Annotated in this window: 10 protein-coding genes, 1 rRNA gene and 1 pseudogene; 5 read left to right on the top strand and 7 right to left on the bottom strand. The window is 46.3% G+C overall.

The genetic code is table 11. From position 1 onward, the window contains the following. Both RID09_RS27340 and RID09_RS27335 read left to right on the top strand, forming a co-directional pair. Positions 1 to 256, top strand: a pseudogene (locus RID09_RS27340) (RNA-guided endonuclease IscB); the annotation flags it as partial. A gap of 15 nt (positions 257 to 271) precedes the next feature. Next, on the top strand, positions 272 to 865 hold the full coding sequence (locus RID09_RS27335; RefSeq protein ID WP_446339068.1) for a hypothetical protein: 594 nt from the start codon (positions 272 to 274) through the stop codon (positions 863 to 865). On the opposite strand, the gene RID09_RS27330 is transcribed toward RID09_RS27335, so the two are convergent. From RID09_RS27330 to RID09_RS27315, 4 genes are all read right to left on the bottom strand, one after another. Continuing rightward, positions 862 to 2,967, bottom strand: coding sequence for a protein kinase domain-containing protein (locus RID09_RS27330; protein ID WP_446339067.1), 2,106 nt, complete (start codon positions 2,965 to 2,967; stop codon positions 862 to 864). The genes RID09_RS27335 and RID09_RS27330 overlap by 4 nt on opposite strands. Before the next feature lie 321 nt (positions 2,968 to 3,288). Continuing rightward, on the bottom strand, positions 3,289 to 3,531 hold the full coding sequence (locus RID09_RS27325; protein ID WP_446339066.1) for a hypothetical protein: 243 nt from the start codon (positions 3,529 to 3,531) through the stop codon (positions 3,289 to 3,291). A gap of 238 nt (positions 3,532 to 3,769) precedes the next feature. After that, complete coding sequence (locus RID09_RS27320; protein WP_446339065.1) at positions 3,770 to 4,078, bottom strand: DUF3181 family protein; 309 nt, start codon at positions 4,076 to 4,078, stop codon at positions 3,770 to 3,772. A gap of 35 nt (positions 4,079 to 4,113) precedes the next feature. Continuing rightward, on the bottom strand, positions 4,114 to 4,392 hold the full coding sequence (locus RID09_RS27315) for a 2TM domain-containing protein (protein WP_446339064.1): 279 nt from the start codon (positions 4,390 to 4,392) through the stop codon (positions 4,114 to 4,116). Between the two features lie 212 nt (positions 4,393 to 4,604). Between RID09_RS27315 and RID09_RS27310 the strand changes: the two genes are divergently transcribed. Next, the gene (locus tag RID09_RS27310) at positions 4,605 to 5,969 is read left to right on the top strand and encodes an NAD(P)/FAD-dependent oxidoreductase (RefSeq protein WP_446339063.1); all 1,365 of its coding nucleotides are present in this window, start codon (positions 4,605 to 4,607) and stop codon (positions 5,967 to 5,969) included. Positions 5,970 to 6,084: 115 nt separating this feature from the next. Here RID09_RS27310 and RID09_RS27305 read toward each other — a convergent pair whose 3' ends face one another. After that, on the bottom strand, positions 6,085 to 6,531 hold the full coding sequence (locus tag RID09_RS27305; protein ID WP_446339062.1) for a hypothetical protein: 447 nt from the start codon (positions 6,529 to 6,531) through the stop codon (positions 6,085 to 6,087). 318 nt (positions 6,532 to 6,849) lie between these two features. Between RID09_RS27305 and acs the strand changes: the two genes are divergently transcribed. After that, entirely contained in the window at positions 6,850 to 8,820 is a 1,971-nt protein-coding gene (acs, locus tag RID09_RS27300; protein WP_446339061.1) for an acetate--CoA ligase, read from the top strand. A gap of 56 nt (positions 8,821 to 8,876) precedes the next feature. Here acs and argS read toward each other — a convergent pair whose 3' ends face one another. Together argS and nadC are read right to left on the bottom strand one after the other, a co-directional pair. Next, on the bottom strand, positions 8,877 to 10,634 hold the full coding sequence (argS, locus tag RID09_RS27295; RefSeq protein ID WP_446339060.1) for an arginine--tRNA ligase: 1,758 nt from the start codon (positions 10,632 to 10,634) through the stop codon (positions 8,877 to 8,879). A gap of 73 nt (positions 10,635 to 10,707) precedes the next feature. Continuing rightward, complete coding sequence (gene nadC / locus RID09_RS27290; protein WP_446339059.1) at positions 10,708 to 11,577, bottom strand: carboxylating nicotinate-nucleotide diphosphorylase; 870 nt, start codon at positions 11,575 to 11,577, stop codon at positions 10,708 to 10,710. A 343-nt stretch (positions 11,578 to 11,920) separates the two neighbouring features. Between nadC and RID09_RS27285 the strand changes: the two genes are divergently transcribed. Next, a 16S ribosomal RNA gene (locus RID09_RS27285) occupies positions 11,921 to 12,035 on the top strand; the annotation flags it as partial.

Genomic DNA, 12,035 nt, shown 5'->3' with positions numbered 1-12,035 from the left:
ATTAGCTGTCCGAAAAAGGGTAAAGGTTGTTCACGGGTTTCAAACTGGGGACATGGTGAGAGCTGTTGTTAGGTCAGGCAAAAATGTAGGTACTCATGTTGGGCGTGTTACGGTTCGAGCGACTGGGCAGTTTGATATTTCCACAGCTAAAAGCAAGCTTCAGATTATCAACCACAAGTACTGCCAACCTATTCACCGACAGGATGGATACAGTTATGCCGAGTTTTCAACCTTTGTCCACAGAATCACCGATTAGAGGCAACGCGATCGCATGAAAACCGGAGACTTGATTGCTTTTTCGGGCAGGATATGCATTTCCCGCCTGAATCAGTGGGCAACTCAATCTCCCTACTCCCATGTCGCCATGGTGGTTGATGTAGAAATGGGGGGTGGATTTGGCAAAAGTGTACTGATTATCGAATCAGCCGCACCCCAGACGGAGCGAGATCCCACAGGCAGAAAAGCGATTAAAGGGGTTCAAATTAATTGGCTCTCTCGACGGTTAGATATGTATAAGGGCAAAGCTTGGTGGCTACCGTTAAAGGAACCCATTGCTCCAGATAACTTATTTAAAATGCAGATGTGGTTGAGACAAACTTATAATGAACGCAGACCTTTCGCTACAGTACAAGCGGCAAAAGCGGGGTTGATGCTTTTGAATAAGGTGGGGTTAGGAAATAAACTTGACCTTTCGGCTCTATTTTGCTCAGAATTAGTGACCGCCGCGTTACAAATTGCGGGTGTGGTTGACCCCTATATCAATCCTTCTAAGCAGACACCAGCAGATGTGGTTAATTTCCCTTGTTTTGCTAAACCCCCTATTTTAATTAAGCTATATCCATCCAATTCTAATTCTAAAGATTAATCTTCTGTGGATTCATCGACTGAGACGTCCGATTCGGGAGGATTTTCAACCGTTAGATCAAGTTGATAATCAATGGGTTTATCCGCATCGGATACCACGACAAACTCATAGAACCCAGATTCCGGCAATTTTCCGGAGAAGGTGCGATCGCGCGAATCTTCCAGGAAGATTGTATTCCCTGTGGGACTATAGATGGAGAATAAGGCATTGGCGGCGGTGGAGAGATTCACCTCCATAACCTGATCTGCCGATAGTTGGGCGGTAAAGGCTTTGCCTTCTCCAGGTTGAAGTGTTCCGCTTACTTTTTTACCACTATCGCCCGGTTCAAACACAATTCGTTCTAAAGCCTCTCTGGATTGCAAGGCTTTGACGGTATCCGCAACAGTGGCTTGCCAGATTTGACCCATGGGTTGGTCAAGAAATTCTGTGCCTTCTTGTCCTTTTTGTTTGGGGAAGGCGTGGAAAAACTTAGCATCGGCGATATCGTATAACGCCCGACTACTCAGGCGTAGGCGATTCACTCTTGCTTTCCAGCGATCGCGATCTTCTGCGCCATAACTGCCTAATTTTTGCTTGGCTTGAGGAGTGAGATTAAGCTGTTCGATCTGGGTGAGTAAATTTGCTGCGATCGCATCCCAGGCTTGTCTAAGCCTAGCATCTTCTGGATCAGTGCTTAACTGAGATCCCTGTTGTGCAGGATACTGCTTCCAAAACGCTTCATCAACTAAACTGACATAAAAGTCATAATCGATACCCAGATTCATCCGTCGCCGCCGCAGGGTTTGCTTGCGCTGTTGTTCTTCCTGGGAAAACTCGGAGGAGGGTTCGGGTTCGTCATCTTCCTCCGGTGAAATCACTGGGTTCTCAAAGTCCTCCTGTATGGGCGTAGCGTTCCGTTGTTCGGATTGCAGTTGCGTTTCGATCCACAGATTACCCGCCCACCAGCCAAAGCCACCTGCTGCCAGAATAAACACCAATGCCAGGATAAATTTTCCTGCCCAGCCTAAGGCGGGGGTATTGTTACCCGTGGGCGTCGGTTTGGGGACAACAGGAGCTGGGGGGGATGGTGGCGTCGGTGCAATCTGATTAGGTGCGACAGCGACAGTCGCTTGAGTCGGCGGTGACGGCGGTGGCGGTGGGGAGTAGGCAATCGAGGGGGATTGAGATGTCAGGGCTTGTAAGACTTGATTCGCACTTTGGGGGCGATTTTGGGGGTGGGGTTGCAGCAGTTGTTCCAGGATACGGTTGAGGGTGGGGCTAAGGGTAATTTCCCGCTGCCATGTCCAGGTTAAGGTGTGGGGATCTATTAGCTCAGAGGGTTCTTTCCCGGTGAGTAATACCAATACCGTTGCCCCTAATGCGTATAAATCGCTACTGGCAGAAATAATACCCCCTTGCATTTGTTCGTGAGGAGCATAACCCACCTTACCCAAGCGCGTTGCTGTAGCCGGGGATGATGCCATTACTTGAGAGGCTACTGTGGCGGCGACTTGCTTGACACCGCCAAAGTCAATCAGTACTGGCAATCCATCCTCTTGACGGATGATAATATTATCCGGGGAAATATCCCGATGAATCACGCCTAGGGAGTGGATGTAGTTCAACACAGGGAGAAGTTGGCGCAAGAGTTTGATGATTTCCGTTTCGTTAAACCGTATTCCCTGATTCCGGCGTGCCTCTAAGATAGCGCGGCAGGTGTGTCCAGGAATATAGTCTTGGACTAAAAACAGGCGTCCTTTTCCTTCCTGCTTCACCCGCAGCAGTTCTCGGAACTCAGGAATTTGCGGATGTTTCAGCTTATAGAGAACCCCAGCTTCCCGCTCAAACAGTTCTGAGGCTTTCTGGAGGGCAAAAGTCCCTTGAGCTTGGGGGGCGAATTCCTTTAGCACACAAGCTTCACCGAAACGATTCAAGTCTTGAGCTAGATAGGTGCGTCCAAATCCCCCATGTCCCAATTCTCGTACAATCCGATAACGTCCTGCCAAAGTTAACCCCGACTCGATGTTGCCATTGTTTACCTGATCCAGTTTCTCACCGCAGTGGAGACAAAAGCGACTACCTGGGGGATTTTCGTGATTGTGAGAGCAATGTAAGGGCTTCATTAATCCAGAACGTAGGCTACGTGATTGAAGAAGGCGGATGGCAGGTAATAGAGGAATCACCCATTAGGATCATTCATGCTAGCAATTGTAGCCTCTGGATTTTTTTGAGCTATAACCGCAAGCAGCTCTGCGCTCTACCGAAGGTGAGCGTCGGGAACAATTGCGGGTTTGTCGATGGGGTTCAATACCCCGCAGACAAACAAACTCCGAATGTATTGACGGAGTACATCGCTCCCTTGTTCTTTCGGTAATACGGCAAAATTCATCGAGGTGTTGCTTTTCAATGTCAGAGGGTCAAAACATCCTATAACGGTGAGTTTACTAAGTTTTGGTTTGAGCTTTCACCGTAGAACTGATCAGTTTCCCAGCGGTCTTTTCCACATAGTCTAAAATTTGTTGATAAGCCTCTGGATTAGTTTTTGGATGGATAATCATCCGCACCTTACCATCCGGTAACCAAAATATCAACCGACCGTTATTAGCAAAAACAAAGCTACTGATACGATTGAGATCAATCAGATATGTATTGCGTTCATAACTTAATTTGATCCAATGCTGCTCCATAGTTAACGGTGGCAACTCTTAGCTGAGTCAGTCACGGTGGGGTGTTCTGAGTCAACACATTAATAGGGAAAAAGACAGAGTATGATAGTGAGATAGGCGATCACTAATGGTTAAAAGGATACACCAAATAGTCAGGGACTATCTTTTTTAGCCCGCTTGTTTTGTGCAAAAAAAGGGTCATTAGTTCTCATCCCGGAACTAATGATCCCTAGCCTTGAGTGGTCAATTGTCTTCTGAATTACATTTTCTTTTGAAACTCTTCGAGTAAATCCAGCAAATTAACCTGACACTGCATTGGGAGTAAATCCACCAAGGAAACTTCCCGTCTACCATTCCCCAGTTCAACGGGTATACTTTGCAAGATTTGTAGCACTTGGTCTTCTGAAAGGCTGTCCTCTGTCAGCAGGGGATAGAGGCGTTCAGCTAAAGAGGTATGTAAATGGGCATCCCGTAAGTAAAGATGCCATTTGGCAACATCAATGTACACATTATCACCAATTTCAGCCGCCAAGGCTTCGATCGCTTCGCTGGTATTTAGGTTAGCCATAATCCATTCAATAGGGTGAGCTTGACATTCTTAGTTTATCCTTGAGCAGAGTTAGCCGAATTATCTTGACTGGGTGAGGGAGTGTAGTCTGCGATCGCGAAGATATAAATGGCGTGTCCGAGTAAGAGCAATCCCCAGATACCCGTTACCCAGTACGTCCAAGACCAATTGGCATACTGGATGGTACGGACGAACCAAACACCTGAATTACAAGCCGCAAACACGGCGACATGGACAGCAAAGTTCATTCGGTCATCTAGGCGTCGATACGCTGCATCGCGACGATCTGGTTTGCGGGGCCAACGAGGAGGCATAGCAGTTCTAAGATAAGACGTATGAGAATAGGTTATAGTATCTACTCTTTTATTGATAACGCAATTTTCGGTTAATCAGGTCTAGTACGTCATCTCAAGGGATGGTAACAAGAGTGGGGCGCTTTTGTATGTAAGGTTTGCACGGCAACTCATCTAACTAAAAACCTTGGCAAAAAGGTTGATTAGTCAGTAGATATTCAAAGAGTAGGATTATGAATTATCCAATTCATCAAACAGTAATTATTGGAGGTGGCTTTACAGGACTGTTTACCGCCCTACATTTAGCTCATCAACATTATCCGCGCAGTGTCATCCTAATTGATCAAGATGAACGCTTTTGTTTTAAGCCGTTGCTCTATGAATATTGCAGTGGTGAAATGGATGCTCAACAAGTTGTACCCCGTTTTGATCAATTGTTACAGGATAGCGGTGCGATTTTTGTCCAAGATACGGTAAAAGAAATTGACTTGCCGCAACGGGAGGTAAAATTAGTCTCAGGTACAATCTATAATTACAGTAATTTAGTCTTGGCGTTAGGCAGTGTGACTGGATACTTTGGCGTTGAAGGAGCCAAGGAAAACGCTTTCCCCTTACGAACACAACAGAATGCGATCGCGATCGATCAGCAACTGCGCGATTGTCTGCAACGTGCGGTGCAAACCATCGATCCCCACCTTCGACGCCAACTGCTAACCGTCGCCGTCATTGGTGCTGGAGCATCTGGGGTGGAGATGGCGGCGATGTTGGCGGATTTACTCCCTCATTGGTATCAGGCGTTAGGGGGTACTCCGGAGGATATTCGTATCGTTTTGATTAATCATGGTTCGCAAATCCTTAAAGGTGACATTAATGATCCCTTACGGGAACCCGCCTATCAGGAGTTACAAAAACGCGCTGTACCCGTAGAATTGATTATGGAGGCGCAAGCGACAGCAATTCGTCCCGATGCGGTTGAGTATAAGAAAGATAACCAAACTTGTACCTTACCCACATCAACAGCTATCTGGACAACCGGAACAAGTACCAATCCTTTAATTAAAGACCTACTCATTTCCAAAAACAAGCGGGATGATCACGGACGTCCCTACGTGACACCAACTCTGCAACTGTTGGATTTCCCAGAGGTTTTTGCCGGGGGCGATTGTGCGGCGATTCAGGACAATTCCTTACCCCCAACCGCACAGGTAGCCTATCAACAAGGGATAGCGATCGCGCATAATTTAACAGCCCTAGCTTTTGGTCGTCAACTCCTACCGGCTCAGGTGAATATACGGGGAACATTGCTCAAACTCGGTATCAGTAATAGTGCGGCTAACCTATTTGAACAGTTTAATGTTACGGGGGAAGTCGGTCATTTAATCCGTCAAGGCACTTATCTGGAACTGTTACCTACGCCAGCTCGCAATTTGAAGATTACAGCACAATGGCTACAAGATGAAGTTTTCCATCACTATCTACCTGATAATAATCTGGATCAGGCTTTCAAGGTGGCGCAAATGGTTGGCGGTGTTGCTATTGGTGCAATTGCGGCTAAAAAATTAATCAACGCGATCGGTGGTAACAAAAGTACATCTTGAATGACCATTTTTCCAAGAACAGGGAAATCAGATTCATAATTTAGAAGACACCCGCCCGGAGTTTGAACTCCGGACTAAAGGTTAGGGATAATCTAAATTATAATGTTGGCGTGACCTAGCGATTGATAAAATTTTCAATCGTTCTGGCTAATTTTTGTTGCAGTTTACAATCCGTAGAAGGAATTGGCGTCAAATAGAATGGCTCTCCCGATAAAAGAATCAGCCTGAGCCGATACAACTGAAGCCCGAATAGGTTTATCGGTTCGACTTGTACGTCAGTAACTTGGTAAATTGGAACGTGGATAACTTTAGTTCCCAACCAACCTTTTTGCTTAAACATTATCCAATGGCACTGTTTATCAAATTGGCAAGTTTTCACTGGACTAACGAACATCATCAAGTTGGCTAAGGCAATGCAAACTAATCCGAACCAATCAATCGATGAGTTAGAGGAGACAAAAATCAGAAATCCTATCGCTGCTGTTAAACTACTCAATATCCAAACCCCAATGGGACGTTCTTTGAGCGTGAGTAATGTAAACGTTTGTTGAACGACTTTCATATAGCGTTTTCATTTGAGATGGAGAACTCACGGGGGTAAACAAAGAGAAGTTTGGATCTAGACACAGTAGGAAAAAGATCTGTATTCTATTTACGCCATGCCATGCTACTTTTTTAAATTAAATGATTTTTTAGAAAAATAGAGTAATTGTGTATAAAAAATCACAGATAAACAAACTTCTATTGGTGAAGCCGATTTAGGCAAAGATGCAGCCACTATGGAGGGGTAAGTAAGCTTTACAAAACGTCAAAATTGCTCACTGAGGCAACTCTGCCTTCAAAATGGTTTGAGTACAGTAGAAAATAACAACCGTGAACGATGTCTGAATCCACTATCGAATCGATTCTGCAAGAAAAACGCCTATTCCCACCCCCGGCTGAATTTTCCCAGAATGCCCAGATCAAGAGTCTGGAGGAGTATCAGCGCCTCTATGACAAGGCAAAAGCTGACCCGTTGAAATTTTGGGCGGAGTTAGCCGAACAAGAGTTGCACTGGTTCAGTAAGTGGGATACAGTGCTAGATTGGCAACCTCCCTTTGCCAAATGGTTTGTCGGGGGAAAGACGAATATTGCCTATAACTGTCTAGACAGACACCTGAGTACCTGGCGACGGAATAAAGCCGCTTTGATTTGGGAAGGGGAACCAGGCGACTCCCGCACCCTAACCTATGCTCAACTGCACCGGGAAGTCTGTCAGTTTGCCAATGTTCTTAAGCAATTAGGCGTGAAAAAAGGCGATCGCGTGGGGATTTATATGCCCATGATTCCAGAAGCCGCGATCGCGATGCTAGCTTGTGCCAGGATTGGTGCGCCGCATACAGTGGTATTTGGTGGGTTTAGTTCCGAAGCGTTAAAAGACCGATTAGTAGACGCCCAAGCGAAATTAGTCGTCACCGCAGATGGCGGTTGGCGTAAAGATAAGATTGTTCCCCTAAAACCCGAAGTCGATAAAGCCCTCGCCAATAACGGCGCACCTACAGTAGAAAACGTCCTCGTGGTTCAGCGCACCCAGCAGAAAATCCAGATGGAACCAGGGCGAGATCATTGGTGGCATGATTTACAAGCGGGGGTATCGGGAGACTGTCCCGCCGAACCGATGGATAGTGAAGATATGCTGTTCATTCTCTACACCTCTGGGACAACCGGTAAACCCAAAGGCGTTGTCCATACCACAGCCGGCTATAACCTTTATAGCCATATCACCCTGAAATGGACATTTGATCTCAAAGACACCGATGTCTACTGGTGTACCGCTGACGTGGGTTGGATTACGGGTCACAGTTATATTGTTTATAGTCCTCTGTCCAATGGTGCTACCACACTCATGTATGAAGGCGCACCCCGTCCCTCGAATCCCGGTTGTTTATGGGATGTGGTGGAGAAATACGGCGTTAATATTTTCTATACCGCACCAACGGCGATTCGCGCATTAATCAAAATGGGCGAACACCATCCCAAAGCACGAGACTTGTCTTCTTTACGGATTTTGGGAACCGTCGGTGAACCGATTAACCCAGAAGCCTGGATGTGGTATCACCGAATTATTGGTGGAGAACGCTGTCCGATTGTCGATACCTGGTGGCAAACGGAGACAGGGGGATTTATGATTACACCCCTACCCGGTGCGATTCCCACCAAACCGGGTTCAGCTACATTACCGTTTCCGGGTATTCTGGCAGATATTGTCGATTTAGAAGGCAATCCGGTGGGGACGAATCAGGGGGGATATCTGGTGATTAAGCACCCTTGGCCCGGAATGATGCGAACGGTTTATGGTGATCCCGATCGCTTCCGCCGCACTTATTGGGAACATATTGCACCGAAAGAAGGGCAGTATTTCTACTTTGCTGGGGATGGTGCCCGTCGGGATGAGGATGGCTATTTCTGGGTGATGGGGCGCGTAGATGATGTGATTAATACCTCTGGACATCGCCTAGGGACTATGGAAATTGAATCGGCTTTAGTCTCCCATCCGGCGGTAGCAGAAGCGGCTGTGGTCGGAAAACCTGATGAGGTAAGGGGGGAAGATGTTTTTGCCTTTGTCATGTTGGAGGATAACTATAGTCCAACAGAGGAACTGGCAAATGAACTCAAGGCGCATGTAGTTAAGGAGATTGGGGCAATTGCCCGTCCCGGCGAGATTCGGTTTACTGAGGGAATGCCTAAGACGCGATCGGGTAAAATTATGCGGCGTTTGTTGCGGAATTTAGCCGCCGGTCAAGATGTGGCTGGAGACACCTCTACGTTGGAAGATCGCAGCGTGTTGGATAAATTGAGAAGCGGCGCTTAACTAGACAGGGCAATTCATCGGCGAGATGAATTGCCCGTGAGAAAAAAGAGGTATTTCTACATCCGTTCTAGTACCCCAATACCAAGTAATGATAATCCCAGTTTTAAGGTTCGAGCTGTTAGGTCACACAATATTAATCGTGATGTTCGCACGGGTTCCTCGGCTTTAAGCACAGGACATTGATCATAAAATTGACTGAATTTCTCGCTCAATTCATATAGATACTGACAAAGACGATTAGGTAACAACTCTTTCTCAACTTCTTTAATCACCTCGCTGACTTGTAATAGATGCTTAGCCAGTGCAACTTCTTGATCTTTTGATAATGAGACTTGAGAATTTGTTCTTAACTGCTCAAAATCAACGCCACCTTTGCGACCAATACTTTGAATCCGGGCATAAGCATACAGCAGATATGGTGCGGTATTTCCTTTGAGCGATAGCATCTTATCGAAGCTAAAGACATAATTGCTGGTGCGATTTTGACTGAGGTCAGCATATTTTACCGCCGCAATCCCAACCACTTGAGCCACCTGATTAATGAACTCCTCGGTTTCTTGGCGCTCTTCCTCGTGGATGCGAGTTTCCAGATCAGCACGCGATCGCACGATCGCTTCATCTAATAAATCCCGCAATCGCACTGTCTCTCCCGACCGAGTTTTCAGCTTTTTCCCGTCTTCTCCTAGCACTAAGCCGAAGGGAACATGCACTATTTCAACATTTTCTGGCAGCGAACCTGCCCGTTGTGCGACCTGAAATACTTGGGCAAAATGATTCGCTTGTCCAGCATCGGTAACATAAATAATCCGATTTGCCCCATCTTGCTGAATCCGGTAGCGTAGTGCCGCTAAGTCAGTTGTGGCATAGTTATAACCCCCATCCGACTTTTGCACAATCAAGGGTAAAGGTTCACCTTGTTTATTCGTAAATCCTTCTAAGAAAACACACTTAGCCCCTTGATTTTCCACTAATAAGCCTGATGTTTCTAAATCTTTGACGACTTCTGGAAGTAAGGGGTTATAAAATGATTCACCCCGTTCTGTGAGATAAACATCCAATAAGTCATAAATGACCTGGAATTCCCGTCGGGATTGCTCACACAGCAATTGCCAAGCTCTTGTGGTATCTTCAGCTCCAGCTTGCAGTTTTACTACTTCCTGTCGTGCAGATTCTTGGAAGGCTCCATCGGTATCAAACCGTTTTTTAGCTTGTCGATAAAAACTGACTAAATCTCCTATATCGACAGCCTCAGCCGTGGTTAAGGCTTCTGGGCAAACTTCCCGAAGATAGGTAATTAACATGCCAAACTGAGTCCCCCAATCTCCGACATGATTGAGGCGCAAGACATCATGATCTCGAAATTCTAAAATACGTGCAATGCAGTCTCCAATAATCGTGGAGCGCAGATGACCGACATGCATTTCTTTGGCAATGTTTGGACTGGAAAAGTCCACAACAACTTGCTGGGGCTGCTTAGCAGGTTCTACACCTAACCGAGGAGCCGTGAGAATCCTATTCAGCTTGGCTTCTAAATAGGCTGGTTTGAGTGTGAAATTAATAAAGCCGGGTCCAGCTACTGTGGGGGATTGGCAGATATCCGCAACATCGAGATGGTTAATGATCGTCTGTGCGATCGCTCGTGGGGGTTGACCTAGCGGTTTTGCCAGAGAGAGTGCTGCATTAGATTGATAATCACCAAATTTGGGATTACTGGCGGGAACTAACATGGGATCTGTACCTGCCATCGTTTCACCAAAAGCAGCAATCAATGCTTGCTCAAATTTGGCTTTTAGTTGTTCCAAGGTTGAAGTCATGCGCTAGGTAAAGTGTTGAAACGATAAGACGTTGCCAAAAATCCTAAAAATGGCTTGCTCAAAAAATTAGGGATTAAATCCGATTTTCGTGCAGTAAGTTCATACTTAAATCCAGCCAAGTGGAGCGAGTGATGGGGGCACTCGTGGAAATATAGTCTACACCGGTTTGGGCTACAGCACGAATGGTTTCCAGGGTGATATTCCCAGAGGCTTCTATTTTCAGTCTGTCATTTTTGGCGCGAATCATCTGTACAGCCTGTTGCATCCTCTCCAATGGCATATTGTCCAGCATGATGATGTCAGCTCCCTGATCTAGCGCTTCTGTCACTTGCTCCAGAGTTTCTGTTTCGACTTCAATCCTCAGGGGGTAGGGCATTTGAGTCCGGATATGAGCGATCGCTTCTTTGATGCTACCTGCTGCTACTATATGATTGTCTTTGATCATCACGGCGTCATCTAACCCAAAACGGTGATTGATCGCACCGCCGACTTGGGTAGCATATTTTTCGAGCAGTCTCAGCCCAGGAGTGGTTTTACGGGTATCGACGAGTTGAGTGGGAAAATCGGTGAGTTGATCCACATACTTGCGGGTGAGGGTAGAAATCCCACTTAAGTGCATCGCTAGGTTGAGAGCCACTCGTTCTCCCATCAATAGGGTATCCATAGACCCCTGTAAACGAGCAACTACCTGTCCTGGATTACAGTCTTCCCCCTCAGCCACAACAGCCACAAAACTTGTTTGATCGCTTAAAAGTTGGAAGATCCGTTTCGCGATCGGCAATCCGGCTATCACTCCGCTTTGTTTAGCCGTCCACTCGGCTTGGATCATTTTGTCTGAGGTATTCCATAACCCCTGAGTTGTGCGATCGCCTCGACCGATATCCTCTAACAACCAATTCTGGAGGATCGGATCTAGCAGGATCAATGGCGGTAAAGCTCTCATTTGGCAAACGGGGGTAATTTTCTCAAGCTACTCAGGTTAGCTCTAAATTTAAGCATAGCTCAGATCCCCTTCTGGTAAAGGGTTTCAGCTTTTCTCAAAAAAAGTTTTCTCAAAAGGTTGACAACTTCTGAAATAGGCACTACATTGGTAAATGCGCTTGAAACGAAGGCAACGACGGCTCAAGCGACCGAACCTAGAAAAATCAATAGTTTGAAAGCCAAGTATACAGAACTCCTTGTCAATAACTAAATGGAGTTTAATCAGGAAACTGAGACAAACTCAAACTTAAAGGATAACTGGAAACGAAACGCGCTTGCGTTTCGGAGCCTGGAAAAAAACCTCTAACATGGAGAGTTTGATCCTGGCTCAGGATGAACGCTGGCGGTCTGCTTAACACATGCAAGTCGAACGCAACCTTCGGGTTGAGTGGCGGACGGGTGAGTAACGCGTGAGAATCT

Source organism: Coleofasciculus sp. G1-WW12-02, assembly GCF_040219735.1.
GTDB lineage: Bacteria > Cyanobacteriota > Cyanobacteriia > Cyanobacteriales > Coleofasciculaceae > Coleofasciculus.
The sequence above is the reverse complement of the archived record's forward strand: the minus strand, read 5'-3'. Positions and strand labels throughout refer to the sequence as shown.